Below are 16,289 nucleotides of genomic sequence, written 5' to 3'. Positions count from 1 at the left end.
GGGTTTAAAAAACCCTTTTAATCAGTCGTTTCACTTTTTGTTTGATTTTAAAAAGCAAAAATTCTATAAGGAGTTTAGAAGAAAGCCTGGGCAGAAGAAATTCAAAAGAATGCCGCTTGTCTGAAAAAGACAGGATTTTATTAAGAGCGTGGATTTCTTGGGTTTCTTTATCCCTATTTTGAAGGGATTCAAAGAGATGATCTAAAAAGGGAGCGTTAAAATAGGCGTCTTTAAACGGCGTTTGAATCAACGCTTCATGCCATTTTTTCGCGCCAATGACGCTTAAGAGCTTCCAGGGTTTATCGCCCCAAAAATGCAGCATGCGCGCTTCTTTAAAGCTAGGGAATGATGGCGTATCAAGGAAACTAGGGTGGGCATTGTAGGAGTAAGGCAGTTCCAAAATCCTACCACGGCACACAAAACACAAAGCATCTTGATCGCTAAATAAAAGTTTTTCATTTTTCAAAAGGAAAAATCCAATCAATTGGTTTTCAAGATTTTCTTTACGCCATAATTTTAAATTTAAGGCTAAAAACCCGGCGTTAAAGTAGTTGTCAAAAAGGATTTGAGCTTCTTTTAAATCAGGGAAAGCGTTGGCGACACCGATAGATTTTGCGTGCATTTGGCGTAATTCGTATAAATCTTTAGCCGAATTCCTGTTTATAGCGATCAAATCTTTTTCCCTCACAGCCCCAAAGTAATGCGTTTCAAGGGGGATAAAAAAGCTCTCGCTAATATCATTCACAAACAAAGTGTCCACATCAAACATGATCATCTTATCGTATTGGGGGAAAAGGGAAGCGAAAAAGAAACGGCACATGATCATTTTAGAAAAGCGTTTTTGCGAAAAAGCATTGAGCTTTAAATACAACTTTTTAATTTCACTCGCTATTAAAGGATCAAGTTTGCGGTAATTATGGCGTGGTTCTAATTCTTCATTAGAAATATCCAAAAACTCTATGCTAGAAAAAGCGCTAAAAGGAGCGATCGTTTCTTCTAGTTTGGCTACATTTTCTAGGCTTAAACTCTCCACCAAACAATGGATTTTATAAAAGAGTTTTACTCTCTCTCTCTCTCTCTCTCTCTCGTTTGGCGTGCGCTAGCATGGAATACAAACTCACACCAGCAGGGATACAATAATTATTATCAAAAGCCACCACAATAGGGATAATCTCTTGCACACGCGATCCTTAAATTACTTTTAAAACTTAAACCCGTAAACGGTAAAAAAAGGGGTTATTTTTGTACTTATTTTATTCGTTTTTTTTTTTTTTTCAAAACCAAAATGGCGAGTTTGTTTTATGGCATAATATCAGACTTCAATAAAAAAGGTGTTTGATAAAAGGATGCTTAATCAAAAAGTTTGGCTAGGGTTTTTAGCTTTGCATGGGGTTTTTCTCAACGCTTTTGAGTATCAAATCAGCGCGAGAGTGGGATCGTTTTCGCGCATCGCTTTGAACCAATCAATCATCAATTCCAAAAAAGGGATTTACCCTACAGGGAGTTATGTAACCACTACCGGGGCCTTACAAGTTGATGTCAGTTTGCTCCCTAAAGGGATTGAAAACCACAAATTGGGTTTTGGGGTGGGGGGCGAGATCGGGGCGTTAGCTTATGATTCCACGAAGTTTTTGATTGATGAAGCCAACCCTAAGGCAGGGTTTCAGCCAGCGAACTGGTATTACATGGGGCGATGGGAGGGCTATTTGATGCAATATAGCGAAAAATGGACCAGAGAGCAAAAGGCCCAAAACGCCAGGCCTTATGTGTTATACAATTTGTATTTAGATTATCAATATAAGGATATTTTTGGGATTAAATTAGGGCGTTACCCTTCTAAAGCTTTGTTTTTGAGCGGGTTTAATCAAGGGTTTGAGCTTTTTTACCAATGGAAAAAGTTTAAGATAGTGTGGTTTAGCACCTTTGGAAGGGCTTTAGCCAATGAGCAATACATTAGGGATTTTTACGCCCCTGTCAATTACAAGCAAAAAACCAACTACGGCATGCACAATTTCAACCTCATTTACGAAAATAAATACATTAGAGTTGCGCCTTTTATTTGGTTTTACCCTAAAAATTTTAACGCTCCTGGATTTGAAATCACCCATGACACAAAGTCTTATTGGAAATCTCTTTGGCGCATCCAAACGACTTTTTACGCATGGTTTCCTCTCTATAGCGATTATCTGTCTAAAGATTATTATAGGGCCGCTTTAGTGGGTAAAAAAAGCACGGCTTTGTTTGTGTTTCAAAGGATCAATTTCCGCTCTTATCGTTTTGGCTGGAGCGTGTATAAGAATTTTGGGAACGCGAGCGTTCAATTAGGCTGGAATGGCTCACCAGCAGATCCTTTTTACGACACTAAAGACGACACCCCTTATGAAGACGCTTATTCCAATTTTTACAACGCTAATTCCGTGACCATTAACGCTTTTGTAGGGAAGAGTATTAAGAATCTTTTAGTGCAATTGTATGGGAAATTGACCTATTCCCCAAGGGCTGATTCGCAAAGCTTAGGGGTTACTTTTAAATATAGCCTTAAAAAACATATCTATTTAATGCTCATGTTTAATGGCTATCAAATCACGATGCATAAGGGTTATAAGGTAGGGTTTTTTACAAGCGGTTATAACCCTGATTTCGCTCAAACCATTCAAAACAGAAGCTATTTTATGAGCTCTATGAGTTATCGTTTTTAAGGAATTAACGTTCTTTCATGCGATTTTTTAAGCCATAGTACCCCCCTTTTAAACGCGCTTTTATTGTATAATCTTAAAAATTTTATTAAAGGAAAAGATCAATGTCTAATCAAGAATACACCTTCCAAACTGAAATCAACCAGCTTTTGGATTTGATGATCCACTCTTTGTATTCTAATAAAGAGATTTTTTTAAGAGAGTTGATTTCTAACGCGAGCGACGCTTTGGACAAGCTGAATTATTTAATGCTGACCGATGAGAAATTAAAGGGGCTGAATACCACGCCTAGCATCCATTTGAGTTTTGATAGCCAGAAAAAGACCTTAACGATTAAAGATAATGGTATAGGCATGGACAAAAACGATCTCATTGAGCATCTAGGCACGATCGCTAAATCAGGCACGAAGAGTTTTTTAAGCGCTTTGAGCGGGGATAAGAAAAAAGATAGCGCACTGATTGGCCAGTTTGGCGTGGGCTTTTATTCAGCGTTTATGGTAGCGAGTAAAATTGTCGTTCAAACCAAGAAAGTTACTAGCGAGCAAGCTTATGCATGGGTGAGCGATGGTAAGGGCAAGTTTGAAATCAGCGAATGCGTCAAAGAGGAGCAAGGCACAGAAATCACCCTCTTTTTAAAAGATGAAGATTCTCATTTTGCGAGCCGTTGGGAGATTGATAGCGTTGTTAAAAAGTATTCTGAGCATATCCCTTTCCCTATTTTTTTAACTTACACCGATACGAAATTTGAGGGCGAAGGGGATAATCAAAAAGAAATTAAAGAAGAAAAATGCGATCAGATCAATCAAGCGAGCGCTTTATGGAAAATGAATAAGAGCGAATTAAAAGACAAGGATTACAAAGATTTCTACCAATCGTTTGCGCATGATAACAGCGAGCCTTTGAGCTATATCCATAATAAAGTGGAAGGCTCTTTAGAATACACAACGCTTTTTTATATTCCTAGCAAAGCGCCCTTTGATTTGTTTAGGGTGGATTATAAAAGCGGGGTCAAACTTTATGTTAAAAGGGTGTTTATCACTGATGATGACAAAGAATTGTTGCCGTCTTATTTGAGGTTTGTTAAAGGCGTGATTGACAGCGAAGATTTGCCCTTGAACGTGAGCCGTGAAATCTTACAGCAAAACAAGATTTTAGCCAATATCCGTTCGGCTTCAGTGAAAAAGATTTTAAGCGAGATTGAGCGCTTGAGCAAGGATAATAAGAATTACCATAAATTCTATGAGCCTTTCGGGAAAGTGTTAAAAGAAGGCTTGTATGGGGATTTTGAAAACAAAGAAAAACTTTTAGAATTGTTGAGATTCTATTCTAAAGACAAAGGAGAATTGATTTCTTTAAAAGAATACAAAGAAAATTTAAAAGAAAATCAAAAAAGCATTTACTACCTTTTGGGCGAAAATTTAGACTTACTAAAGGCGTCCCCCATTTTGGAAAAATACGCTCAAAAAGGCTATGATGTTTTGTTGTTGAGCGATGAAATTGATGCGTTTGTGATGCCAGGCGTGAATGAATACGATAAAACGCCTTTTAGAGACGCTAGCCATAGCGAGAGTTTGAAAGAGCTTGGTTTGGAAGAAATCCATGATGAGGTAAAAGATCAGTTTAAAGATTTAATGAAAGCGTTTGAAGAAAATCTTAAAGATGAGATTAAAGGCGTAGAGCTTTCTAATCATCTCACTTCAGCGGTGGCTTTAATAGGCGATGAACAAAATGCGATGATGGCTAATTTTATGCGTCAAATGGGCCAAAGCGTGCCTGAAAGCAAGAAAACGCTAGAATTAAACCCTAACCATGCGATTTTGCAAAAACTCTTAAAATGTGAAGATAAAGAGCAGTTGAGCACTTTTATCTGGTTGCTTTATGATGGGGCAAAGCTTTTAGAAAAAGGGGCTTTGAAAGACGCTAAAAGCTTTAATGAGCGTTTGAATAGCGTGCTATTAAAGGCGTTGTAAGGGCGTAAAACCCTTTTTAAGGGTTTGGAATAAACTCGCTTAAACCCTTCAAGCGCCAATCTAAAAACGGCAATGAATGGGTGCGATAAACGCCTTTTATGATTATTAAAAATGACTATTCTGTAGGGTTTATGTTTTCCTTAAAATATTAAAAAGCGTAAAAGCCAGCTAAACGCAACCTTTAGTTTAACTTCATTAAAACTAAAGTTCTATTTTCAATCCCTTAAGAGCGTCGCATGCTTCTTTAACGCCTGATTTGCAACCTTTTTTAAAGTTTTCTACCGCTTGCTTTTCGTCTTTTGCTGTGCCTTGGGCGTTGTATTGCATAACCCCTAAATTATAACACCCCCTACCATCGTTCAACTCGCATGCCTTAGAATAACGAACAATAGCCTCCTTAAAATTTTTTGCTACACCATACATGTATCCTGCATTAATGCACCCGGGGCTGTCTTTTAAATCGCAAGCTTTTTCATACAAATCAAGAGCCTTTCTTAAATCCTTAGGCGTGCCTACGCCATAATGGTGTAGGCTTCCTAATACCATACACCCTTCAGCATGGTTTAGATCACAAGATTTAGAGTAGTATTGTGAGGCTTTTTTGGCGTCTTTAGAAACGCCTTGTCCGTTATAGTATAAATTTCCTAGTAGGCGGCACCCATAACCATCATTTAATTCACAACCTTTAGTGTAAAATTGAATGGCTTTTTTTAAGTCTTTTCCCACTCCTTTCCCTTCTTCATAGAACGCCCCTAAAAAAACACACCCAAAGCCATTTTTTAACTCACAAGCTTTTTCAAAATGCGTTTTAGCTTGAGCGAAATCTTGCTTCTTTGCGCTCTCTATGCCTAAATTCACAAGCTCTTTAGCGTCTGGCTCTGCCATTAACCCTTTCAAACACAACGCGCCCAAACACAATACCCCAAAAAGGGTTTTTTTAACGCTTCCTAGCATGGTATATCTCCTGTTAAAAAAATGTAACCCTTTATAATTGTAATCAAATATTGATAAGCCTTACTTAATGTTTGTTTATTTTATTTCTCACTCAAGCTCTCCAAAACCCCCAAAAACACTTTTTCTAAAAGCTCTAATTCCTTCAAGCTCACCCTTTCATCAATGGCATGGATCCTGTCATTAATGGCGCCAAATTCCACCACTTCTATGCCATGAGCACTAAAAAATCGCGCATCGCTTGTGCCGCCTTTGGTGTTTAAAAGGGGGGTGGTGCGGCATGTTTTTAAAATATTTTCTTGTAAAATGTTGGTAAGCTTTGAATGAGAAGCCGTGATGAAAGGCGAACTGCTTGACTCTAATTCTAAAGTGTGAGGCAAATCTTTTAAAACTTTTTCTAAATATTCTTTCAAACTCTCTTTAGTGGTTTTTAAAGAATGGCGTGCATTAAAGATCATTTCTACGCTCCCTGGAGTCACATTATTAGCCCCTAACCCTGCGTGCAAGTTGGTTATGACTAATTTTGAAGGGTCAAAACACTCATCGCCATTGTCTAAATGAACTCCTGAAATGAGAGGCAAAACCGAAGCGAGCGTATCAATAGGGTTTTGGCATTTTTTTGGGTAAGCCACATGCCCTTGAACGCCTTTTAAAATGAGTTTGCCATTAATGGAGCCTCTTCGGCCAATTTTGATGCTATCGCCTAAGACTTTTTCGCAAGTGGGTTCAGCCACAATCGCCATATGAGGCAGCAAATCTTTTTCTTTGAGTTTTTCTAGCATGAGTTTTGTGCCAAAAATCCCTGGCCCTTCTTCATCGCTTGTGAGTAAAATAGAAAGCAAAAAAGGGGTTTTAGGGTTAAAATTTAAACTCGCGCTCAAAAACGCCCCCACGCCCCCTTTCATGTCTTGCGCCCCACGGCCGTATAAAAACCCCTCTTTAATGATGGGTTTAAAGGGATCGTTTTGCCAATTATCTCCAGGAGGCACGACATCAATATGCCCTGCGAAGCAAAAATGCAAGGGCTTAACCTTTTCTTTTGCATGCTTTTCTTTTACATGCCTTTCTTCTGCATGCTTTTCTTTTGCATGATCTTTTTGGGGGTTAAAAATGCGGTATAAAAAAAGGTTTTTCACGCCATTTTCCCCACACTCTAGGGTTTTAAAAGCAGGAAAAAGCGATTTAATGTATTCAAAAATACCGCATTCTTTAGGCGTAATGGTGGGGTAGCTGATGAGCTTTTGGGTGATTTCTAAAGCGTCCATTAAAAATCCTTTAAGAGTTTTTTCGCAAATGGATGTATAAATGCAAAACGTCTAAATTCGCTGGGGTGATCCCGCTGATTTCTGAGGCTTCAAAAAGGCTTTTGGGGCGGAATTTTTCTAATTTTTCTACCGCTTCTAAACTAAGGCCTGGAATGCCTTTAAACACAAAATCTTTAGGGATAGACACTTTGAGCATGCTGTCCATTTTAGCGATATTTTCGTGTTGCTTTTCAATATAAATATTATACTTGCATTCAATTTTAATCTGCTCTAAAACCCGCTCGTTCAAGGGCGTTAAAAAGCTGAAAAAGGAGCGCATTTTTTCTATATTAAAACTATCGCGCGCTAAAAGGCCAATGCCATCAACCTTGTCATTGATAGGGTTTTCGTCTAATTCATTCAAGCGTTTTAACACTTCTTTACTAGGGGTAAGGACGCATTCTTTAAGGCGTTTGAGATTGTCTTGTATCTCTTGTTGATCTTTTTTTAATTCCTTATAAAAATCCTGTTCCATAAGCTCTAAATTATAGGCATGTTCGCCTAACCTAAAAAGCGTGTTGTCTTCTCTTAAAAGCAAGCGGTATTCGGCTCGGCTGGTAAACATTCTGTAAGGCTCATTCGTGCCTTTAGTGACCAAATCATCAATCAAAACGCCGATATAAGCTTCATTGCGCTTTAAAATAAAGGGGGCTTGATTCTTTAAGGCCAATACCGCATTAATCCCAGCCATAAGCCCTTGAGCCGCCGCTTCTTCATAGCCGGTAGTCCCGTTGATTTGCCCGGCTAAATAAAGCCCTTTGATTTTTTTGGTTTCTAAAGTGTGGGTCAATTCCGTGGGCTGGATAAAATCATACTCTATCGCATAGCCATAGCGCGTGATGAGGGCGTTTTCTAAGCCTTTGATAGAGTGAATGACCTTTTCTTGCACATCTAGGGGTAAAGAGGTGCTTAAGCCGTTGATATAATATTCGCTTTTGTGAATGGTTTGAGGCTCTAAAAACAGCTGGTGGCGTTCTTTTTCACTGAAGCGGTTGATTTTATCTTCAATGCTAGGGCAATACCTTGGGCCTATACCTTCAATTTGACCGCTAAATAGGGGGGCTCGGTGGAAATTATCTCTGATGATTTGGTGGGTAATGGGGTTAGTGTAAGTGATAAAGCATGAGAGTTGGGTGGGGTTAAAATCTTTGGTTTTATAGCTAAAATAGGGAGGGTTTGTGTCCCCAAAATGCTCTTCTAAGCCTTCAAAATCAATGCTATTGCCCGCCACTCTTGGGCAAGTGCCGGTTTTTAGGCGATCCACTTTAAAGCCAAGCTCCCTTAAATTCAAGGCTAAAGAATTAGAAGCGTTTTCCCCAAAGCGCCCGTTTTGGTTTTGGTGCTCGCCAATATGCACCACCCCTTTTAAAAAAGTGCCTGTGGTGATGATCACTTTTTTAGCTCTATAAGTGTTGTTAATGTTCGTGGTTACGCCCACTACCTCATCGTTTTCAATAATTAAACTTTCGGTCATTTCTTGAGAGACGCTCAAATTAGGGGTGTTTAAAACAAGATTTCTTGCCAAAATGCGGTAAGTGTCCATATCAATTTGCGCTCTAGTCCCCCTAACCGCCGGCCCTTTAGAAGCGTTTAACACACGATATTGCAAACCGCTATGATCCGTAATAATCCCCATAGCCCCCCCTAAAACATCCACTTCTTTAGTCAAATGCCCTTTACCCAAGCCCCCAATGGCCGGATTGCAGCTCGCTAAACCGATCGTGTCTATGAGCATGGTGATTAAATGCACTCTAGCCCCCATTTTAGCCGCAATCAAGCTCGCTTCAATGCCTGCATGCCCCCCACCAACCACTAAAATATCACTTTCTTTTACCACTCTTTTTCCTATTTTGATATGATTTTTCTAAAATCTTAGTTTTGAAAAAGTTTTATTGTAGCATGGAGGTTAGTAATTTTAAAGGGTAAAATAAAATGGAAAATCATTCGCATGCCAATACGCATACCGATACGCGCGCCGATGATAAAAGCACTAAGATCGTGCGCTTGTTAGGATTAATAGGGGGAGCGTTAATCGCGCTTGTTATCTATTACGCTTTAAACGCTCAAATGCCTCATATTGTAGAAGAAATCCCCAAGCTTAATTCCTTAAATTATAAAGCGATGCCTGTTGTGGCTGGGGTGGCTGTTTTAATGGGGATATGGTGGATGACTGAAGCCATTGACCTGCCTGCAACCGCGCTTTTACCTTTGGTGCTTTTTAGCGTCTTTAGCGTGGATCAATTCTCTAGCGTCAGCTCTTCTTACGCATCGCCGATCATCTTTCTTTTTATGGGAGGGTTTATTTTAGCTTTAAGCATGCAAAAATGGAACTTGCACACGCGCATCGCTTTAAGCATTATTTTACTAGTAGGCACAAGCCCTAGGAGGTTGATTTTAGGTTTCATGATAGCTACAGGCTTTCTGTCTATGTGGGTGAGCAATACCGCAACGGCGGTGATGATGCTCCCTGTTGGCATGAGCGTTTTGCAATTAGTCGCTAAACTTGTGGGCAAAGAAAACGCCTCTAATTCATGGTATCAAAAAGAAGAAATCACCAAAGCACATGGGGGCATTATGAGTAATATCGTGCATAAGGGCAAAGACATTACCCAAGTCATTCAAGAAAAGACTACTATCTATCGCACGAATTTCAGTATTTGCTTGATGCTTGGTATCGCTTATGCGGCTTCTATTGGCTCTTTAGGCACTTTGATTGGCACGCCGCCTAACGCTTTATTAGCCGGCTATATGAAAACCGCTTTCAATATTGAAATTGATTTCGCTCAGTGGATGGTGTTTGGGACGCCGTTAGCCTTCATCATGCTCATTTTATCGTGGCTCTTGCTCACTTATGTGATTTTCCCTTTAAAGATTAAAGAAATCCCAGGGGGTAAGGAAGTCGTTAGATCAGAGTTAAACAAACTAGGCCGTTTGAGTCAGGCGGAAATCTCTGTGGGGATTATTTTTATTTTAGCGTCTTTAGGGTGGATTTTTTTAGGCGTGATGTTAAAAGCTTGGGGCGTTAAGATAGATAAAATTGATTCAGTGATCGCTATGGGGGTTTCTGTGCTTTTATTCATTTTGCCCGCTAACCATCAGGGCGATAGGCTTATTGATTGGGACACTACCAAAAAACTCCCTTGGGATGTGTTGCTTTTATTTGGTGGCGGGTTAGCCTTGAGCGCGCAATTTTCTAAAACCGGGTTGAGTTTGTGGATCGGGCATTTAGTCTCTGGCTTTTCGCATTTACCGATTTTATTCATCATTGTCATGGTTACTTTAATGGTCATTTTCTTAACCGAAATCACTTCTAACACCGCCACTGCTGCGGCGTTTTTACCGGTGATTGGAGGGGTTGCGATGGGCATGGGTTATGAAAACCATCAGAGCTTGTTATTGACCATTCCTGTAGCCTTGAGCGCGACTTGCGCATTCATGCTCCCTGTAGCCACCCCACCCAATGCAATAGCTTATGGCTCTGGGTATGTTAAAATAACGGATATGATTAAAGCCGGTTTGTGGCTTAATTTAGTGGGAGTTGTTTTGATTAGCGTGTTTAGCTATTGTTTGGTTTCGCTGGTATTTAATTGATTAAGGAAAAAAGTGAAAGAAGAGTTATTTAAAGAAAAGTCTCGTTACATTACAGGGTTTGTTTTAATCATTGCAGCAGGTTTGATTTTGTATGCGGACAATTTGTTGTTGTTTTGGGCGGTTTTAGGGGGGATTTATGCGGTAGGGTTTTCTGAAGCGTTAAGGTTGTTCCAGGTTAAAGCGAGCTTTAGCTTGTATCTCATTTTAGTGTTGTCATGGGTAGCGGCGTATTTTAACGGGCGCCCTATAGAATGCGCTCTTATCAGTGCGATGGTTATGGCTAGCGTCATTGCTTATCAAAAAGCGCACCATAGCGAAGCCATTTTACCCTTTTTATACCCGGGCGTTGGGTTTTTTGCGCTTTTTGGGGTTTATAAGGATTTTGGTGCAGTAGCGATCATTTGGCTTTTAGTCGTGGTGGTGGCAAGCGATGTGGGGGCGTTTTTTGGAGGCAAGCTTTTAGGCAAAACCCCTTTCACGCCCACTTCGCCGAATAAAACCTTAGAGGGTGCGTTGATTGGCGTTGTTTTGGCGAGCGTTTTAGGATCATTTGTGGGCATGGGGAAATTGAGCGGAGGCTTTCTTATGGCGCTTCTATTTAGTTTTTTAATCGCCCTTGTGGCGGTGTTTGGGGATTTGTATGAAAGCTATTTGAAAAGAAAGGCTGGGATCAAAGATAGCGGTAAGATTTTACCCGGGCATGGGGGCGTTTTGGACCGATTGGATTCCATGCTTTTTGGGGCTTTGAGCTTGCATGTGTTGTTGTATTTTTTAGAAGTTTGGAAAGAGACGGCGGTATTTTTAGGGGATTGAATGGTTGTTTTAGGAAGCACCGGCTCTATTGGGAAAAACGCCCTAAAAATCGCCAAAAAATTCAAGGTAGAAATAGAAGCCTTAAGCTGTGGGAAAAATATCGCTTTAATCAATGAGCAAATCAAAGTTTTCAAACCCAAAAAAGTAGCGGTTTTAGATCCTAACGATTTGAATGGTTTAGAGCCTTTGGGTGCGGAAGTGTTTGTAGGGCTAGACGGCATTGATGCGATGATAGAAGAGTGCGATTCCAATTTAGTCCTTAACGCTATTGTGGGCGTGGCAGGATTAAAGGCGAGCTTTAAAAGCTTGCAAACTAACAAAAAACTAGCCCTAGCGAATAAAGAGAGCTTAGTGAGCGCGGGGCATTTATTAGACATTTCACAAATCACGCCCGTTGATAGCGAGCATTTTGGTTTGTGGGCGTTGTTGCAAAACAAGACTTTAAAGCCTAAATCTTTAATCATTAGTGCGAGTGGGGGGGCTTTTAGGGACACGCCTTTAGAATTTATTCCTATTCAAAACGCGCAAAACGCGCTCAAGCACCCTAATTGGAGCATGGGATCTAAAATCACCATTGATTCAGCGAGCATGGTCAATAAGCTTTTTGAAATTTTAGAAACTTATTGGCTTTTTGGGGCGTCTTTAAAGATTGATGCACTGATTGAAAGGAGTTCTATCGTGCATGCTTTGGTGGAATTTGAAGACAACTCTGTCATCGCGCATTTAGCGAGCGCGGACATGCAATTACCCATAAGCTACGCTATTAACCCTAAATTAGCTTCCTTGAGTGCGTCTATCAAGCCCTTAGATTTATACGCTTTAAGCGCGATTAAATTCGAACCCATTAGCATGGAGCGCTACACTTTGTGGCGTTATAAAGACTTGTTATTAGAAAACCCCAAGCTTGGCGTGGTGCTGAATGCGAGCAATGAGGTGGCGATGGAGAAGTTTTTAAATCAAGAGATCGCTTTTGGTGGCCTTATCCAAACCATTTCTCAAGCCTTAGAATCATACGCTAAAATGCCTTTCAAGCTCTCTAATCTAGATGAAGTCCTGGCGTTAGATAGGGAAGTTAGGGAGCGTTTTAAAAATTATAGGTAGTGTTGAATGAATGGTTTGATAAGGAGTTGATGCATGTTCGTGTTTAAAGTGTTTTTAATATCATTCTTTTTGTTGATTGTTGCATGTTTTGTAGTAGCGGCTATTGGCGAGGCACTTGAGAAAGCGGAGAAGTTTGGTCGTGAATATTATATCCTTGTTATTGGTATTTTAATTGTTATTTTGTTGTATATCATAAACCACTAAAAACCGCTTTTTAAAAAATTAAAAAGCGTTGGAAGCCAAACAAGGTTATTGGATCAAGCCCCTAAACTTTATTTCCTTACAAACTGCTTGTATAAAAATTCCTTTCTCCCTATGGCGATGATATGGTTGCGCATTTTGTCATGCAAATCGCCTAAGAAAAAGGGGGCTTTTAAAGCGAGTTTAGGAATATCTAGAGCATACACTTGGATAAGGTAATGATGATCGCCATTAGGGGGCATGGGGCCGATATAAACGCTGTTGTTGAGGTTGGAGCGTTGTTTTTCGCTTTCATTGAGAGAGGAGCGGATAAAGCCTTGAGTGAGCGAATTGACCCCCTGAATAATCCTTTTATCCATCATGGAAGCGTTTTCTTCTAAAACATTATAAGAAATATTGCCCACGACCCAATGGACAAACGGCATGCCACACACTTTTTGAGCGTCATGATCGATGAGTTCTAACGCATAGCTTTGAGCGCCTTCTACTTTTTGCCATGAGATTTTAGGCGAATAAGTGGGTAAGCCGTTTGGATTGAGAAACCCTCTAGGAGCGTTACCGCCAAATTTAGCGTCCAAATACCCTTGCGAATCGGTTTGAATCATCACTTCAAAAGTTTTCATTTTAAGACCTTTTTCCTTGAAATCGTTTTGTGTTTTCTTATTGTAGCATGATCATAAAAATACATCTTAATTTGGAGCATGATATTAGAATAATCATTTTTAATGATTAAATAGTTATTTATTTTTACTAGTTACCATTGAACGCATGGAAAGTAAAATAAATCGTTTGAGCGCCAAGATAGACGCACTATTGGAACAGCAAAAAAGAGTGATTTCTTTACTAGAAACTTATTTGAGCGTTTATCCCGCCCAAGAGGCTTCAAATAAGTTTTTTAAAGGCGTTAGTCAAGGGATGGAGTTAGCCCCAGAAATCGCGCAAGAAGATGAAGAAAAACGCCTTTATGTGTTGCAATATTTAAGCCATGTGGATATTACCAAAAACAAGCAAGACTCCCAACTCAAAAAAGATTGTTTGGAATTTATCCAAAGGTTTAATGTCCCAAAGCCCATTATCATTACCGCTCTTTATAACCTTAGGGGCATTAAGCCCACTAAAAAAGAAGTCGCGAAGCAATTGCAAAAACTCTATGTGTGGGAGAAGCGTTACCAACAAGGGGGGATAGACGCTTTAAAAGACAGGTGTGGGAGACCCCTTAAAAAACCTTAAGCGACTTGGTAGCGGCTATGTTGGTTTTTAATGGGGGTATTCGCATTTCTCAAAATGTTTTCAAAAATTCATCTTATTTTAAGTTAAAATTAAGAAAATATCTTGTATTTAATCATAATTTAGACTTAGATAAGAAAATCTATGTAAAATTTTTGAGGAGAATATTAACCTTGTTACAACGAATTTATTTAGACAATAACGCTACAACTAGGATTGACCCTAAAGTCAAAGAGATCATGGATCCTTTTTTAAGGGATCATTATGGGAATCCTAGCTCGTTGCACCAGTTTGGCACAGAAACCCACCCAGCCATTGCAGAAGCGCTAGATAAGCTTTATAAGGGCATTAACGCTAGGGATATAGATGATGTGATCATCACTTCTTGCGCGACAGAAAGCAATAATTGGGTTTTAAAGGGCGTGTATTTTGATGAATGTTTGAAAAAGGGCAAAAACCATATTGTAACCACGGTTGCAGAGCATCCGGCGGTGCGATCCACTTGCAATTTTTTAGAAAGCTTGGGGGTGGAGGTTACTTACTTGCCCATTAATGAGCATGGGAGTATCACTGCAGAGCAAGTCAAAGAAGCGATCACAGAAAAAACCGCTCTAGTGAGCGTGATGTGGGCGAATAATGAAACCGGTCTCATTTTCCCTATTGAAGAAATTGGGGCTATTTGTAAAGAAAAGGGCGTGTTGTTCCATACCGATGCGGTGCAAGCGATTGGTAAAATCCCTGTAGATGTGTTAAAAGCGAATGCGGATTTCCTTTCTTTTAGCGCGCACAAATTCCATGGGCCTAAAGGCATTGGGGGGTTGTATATTAGAAGTGGGGTGGGATTGACCCCTCTTTTTCATGGCGGGGAGCATATGAATGGCAGGCGCAGCGGGACTTTGAATGTGCCTTATATTGTGGGAATGGGCGAAGCGATGAAATTAGCCGTAGAGCATTTAGACTATGAAAAAGAAGTGGTGGGGAAATTGCGCGACAAATTAGAAGAAGCGCTTTTGAAAATCCCTGATGTGATGGTGGTAGGCGATCGAATCCATCGTGTGCCTAACACGACTTTAATCAGCGTGAGAGGGATTGAAGGAGAGGCCATGCTGTGGGATTTGAATCGCTCTAATATCGCCGCTTCCACAGGGAGCGCGTGCGCGAGTGAGGATTTAGAGGCTAATCCTGTCATGGTAGCGATTGGAGCGAGTAAGGAATTAGCTCATACCGCTATTAGGCTTTCATTGAGCCGTTTTAACACGGAAGCTGAAATTGATAAAACGATTGAAGTTTTCTCCCAAGCGGCTATAAGATTGAGAAACATTTCAAGCTCTTATTAAAAAGAATATAAAGGAATCAAAATGGCAAAACATGATTTAGTGGGTTCGGTTCTCTGGGACGCGTATTCTAAAGAAGTTCAAAGGCGCATGGATAACCCTACGCATTTAGGGGTCATCACCGAAGAGCAGGCTAAAGCCAAAAACGCTAAGCTCATTGTGGCGGATTATGGCGCAGAAGCATGCGGTGATGCGGTGAGGTTGTATTGGCTTGTAGATGAAAGCACGGATAGAATTGTTGACGCGAAGTTTAAAAGCTTTGGTTGCGGAACGGCGATCGCAAGCTCAGACATGATGGTAGAATTGTGTTTGAATAAAAGAGTCCAAGATGCGGTAAAAATCACGAATTTAGATGTGGAAAGAGGCTTGAGGGACGATCCGGACACGCCGGCTGTGCCTGGGCAAAAAATGCACTGCTCGGTGATGGCGTATGATGTGATCAAAAAAGCTGCCGGCATGTATTTGGGGAAAAATGCTGAAGATTTTGAAGAAGAAATCATCGTGTGCGAGTGCGCTAGGGTGAGTTTAGGCACGATTAAAGAGGTGATTAGGCTCAATGATTTAAAAAGCGTTGAAGAAATCACTAACTACACCAAAGCCGGCGCGTTTTGTAAAAGCTGTGTGAGGCCGGGCGGGCATGAAAAAAGGGATTATTACCTGGTGGATATTCTTAAAGAAGTGCGCGAAGAAATGGAAGCTGAAAAACTTAAAGCCGCTGCGAATAAATCCCAAAATGGGGAATTGGCTTTTAGGGAAATGACTATGGTTCAAAAGATTAAAGCGGTGGATAAAGTCATTGATGAAAATATCCGCGCTATGCTTATGATGGATGGGGGGGATTTAGAGATTTTAGACATTAAAGAAAGCGATGATTACATTGATGTGTATATCCGCTACATGGGGGCATGCGATGGGTGCATGAGCGCGACTACCGGGACTTTATTTGCCATTGAAAACGCTTTGCAGGAATTATTGGATCGCAGTATCAGGGTGTTACCGATTTAATTTATTTTGATATTTTTAGGGGGTGAAGCCTTTTCAAACGAGCGCTAATAAACTTACAATGAGGAACGGTTAGCGCTTGCAACATTGTTCGTTACG

The 16,289-nt window shown here is 40.3% G+C and carries 15 protein-coding genes; 9 read left to right on the top strand and 6 right to left on the bottom strand.

The window, feature by feature from the left end:
- Positions 1-4 precede the first annotated feature (4 nt).
- A complete protein-coding gene (locus QU01_RS01205; protein WP_229260229.1) occupies positions 5-1,033 on the bottom strand; it encodes a glycosyltransferase family 8 protein in 1,029 nt (342 codons plus the stop codon).
- A gap of 13 nt (positions 1,034-1,046) precedes the next feature.
- A complete protein-coding gene (locus QU01_RS08345) occupies positions 1,047-1,181 on the bottom strand; it encodes a glycosyltransferase family 8 protein (RefSeq protein WP_154213338.1) in 135 nt (44 codons plus the stop codon).
- A gap of 165 nt (positions 1,182-1,346) precedes the next feature.
- On the opposite strand from QU01_RS08345, the gene QU01_RS01200 reads away from it, so the two are divergent.
- A complete protein-coding gene (locus tag QU01_RS01200; RefSeq protein ID WP_033761578.1) occupies positions 1,347-2,699 on the top strand; it encodes an outer membrane family protein in 1,353 nt (450 codons plus the stop codon).
- 101 nt (positions 2,700-2,800) lie between these two features.
- Positions 2,801-4,666 (top strand): molecular chaperone HtpG, encoded by a 1,866-nt coding sequence (gene htpG, locus QU01_RS01195; RefSeq protein ID WP_033761577.1) that lies wholly within the window; start codon positions 2,801-2,803, stop codon positions 4,664-4,666.
- Positions 4,667-4,867: 201 nt separating this feature from the next.
- Here htpG and hcpA read toward each other — a convergent pair whose 3' ends face one another.
- The 3 genes from hcpA to mnmG all read right to left on the bottom strand — a co-directional run bounded on the left by hcpA (position 4,868) and on the right by mnmG (position 8,758).
- Positions 4,868-5,620, bottom strand: coding sequence for a Sel1-like repeat protein HcpA (hcpA, locus tag QU01_RS01190; protein WP_033761575.1), 753 nt, complete (start codon positions 5,618-5,620; stop codon positions 4,868-4,870).
- Between the two features lie 80 nt (positions 5,621-5,700).
- Positions 5,701-6,882 (bottom strand): succinyl-diaminopimelate desuccinylase, encoded by a 1,182-nt coding sequence (dapE, locus tag QU01_RS01185; RefSeq protein ID WP_033761573.1) that lies wholly within the window; start codon positions 6,880-6,882, stop codon positions 5,701-5,703.
- A gap of 10 nt (positions 6,883-6,892) precedes the next feature.
- A complete protein-coding gene (mnmG, locus tag QU01_RS01180; RefSeq protein ID WP_033761571.1) occupies positions 6,893-8,758 on the bottom strand; it encodes a tRNA uridine-5-carboxymethylaminomethyl(34) synthesis enzyme MnmG in 1,866 nt (621 codons plus the stop codon).
- Positions 8,759-8,853: 95 nt separating this feature from the next.
- Here mnmG and QU01_RS01175 point away from each other — a divergent pair, with 95 nt between their 5' ends.
- Genes QU01_RS01175 through QU01_RS08200 form a run of 4 tightly spaced genes read left to right on the top strand, consistent with a single transcriptional unit; the run spans position 8,854 to position 12,630 of the window.
- A complete protein-coding gene (locus QU01_RS01175; RefSeq protein WP_033761569.1) occupies positions 8,854-10,512 on the top strand; it encodes an SLC13 family permease in 1,659 nt (552 codons plus the stop codon).
- Positions 10,513-10,524: 12 nt separating this feature from the next.
- Complete coding sequence (locus QU01_RS01170) at positions 10,525-11,325, top strand: phosphatidate cytidylyltransferase (protein ID WP_033761566.1); 801 nt, start codon at positions 10,525-10,527, stop codon at positions 11,323-11,325.
- The gene (gene dxr / locus QU01_RS01165; RefSeq protein WP_033761565.1) at positions 11,326-12,426 is read left to right on the top strand and encodes a 1-deoxy-D-xylulose-5-phosphate reductoisomerase; all 1,101 of its coding nucleotides are present in this window, start codon (positions 11,326-11,328) and stop codon (positions 12,424-12,426) included.
- 33 nt (positions 12,427-12,459) lie between these two features.
- Positions 12,460-12,630, top strand: a complete 171-nt coding sequence (locus tag QU01_RS08200; protein WP_154195316.1) for a hypothetical protein — start codon at positions 12,460-12,462, stop codon at positions 12,628-12,630.
- Between the two features lie 68 nt (positions 12,631-12,698).
- Here the strand turns inward: QU01_RS08200 and QU01_RS01160 are convergent, their stop codons facing one another.
- Positions 12,699-13,250: a YbhB/YbcL family Raf kinase inhibitor-like protein gene (locus QU01_RS01160; protein ID WP_033761563.1), complete on the bottom strand. Its 552-nt coding sequence runs from the start codon at positions 13,248-13,250 to the stop codon at positions 12,699-12,701.
- 145 nt (positions 13,251-13,395) lie between these two features.
- Between QU01_RS01160 and QU01_RS01155 the strand changes: the two genes are divergently transcribed.
- The 3 genes from QU01_RS01155 to QU01_RS01145 all read left to right on the top strand — a co-directional run bounded on the left by QU01_RS01155 (position 13,396) and on the right by QU01_RS01145 (position 16,193).
- Positions 13,396-13,857: a helix-turn-helix domain-containing protein gene (locus QU01_RS01155; protein ID WP_033761561.1), complete on the top strand. Its 462-nt coding sequence runs from the start codon at positions 13,396-13,398 to the stop codon at positions 13,855-13,857.
- A gap of 170 nt (positions 13,858-14,027) precedes the next feature.
- Entirely contained in the window at positions 14,028-15,191 is a 1,164-nt protein-coding gene (locus QU01_RS01150; RefSeq protein ID WP_000941687.1) for a NifS family cysteine desulfurase, read from the top strand.
- 21 nt (positions 15,192-15,212) lie between these two features.
- Positions 15,213-16,193, top strand: coding sequence for an iron-sulfur cluster assembly scaffold protein NifU (locus QU01_RS01145; protein WP_001051999.1), 981 nt, complete (start codon positions 15,213-15,215; stop codon positions 16,191-16,193).
- The last annotated feature ends 96 nt before the right edge of the window (positions 16,194-16,289 follow it).

The sequence above is a fragment of the Helicobacter pylori SA221C genome, from assembly GCF_000476855.1.
In the GTDB taxonomy this organism is placed as follows: domain Bacteria; phylum Campylobacterota; class Campylobacteria; order Campylobacterales; family Helicobacteraceae; genus Helicobacter; species Helicobacter pylori_DK.
This window is presented reverse-complemented; position numbering and strand designations above follow the sequence as displayed.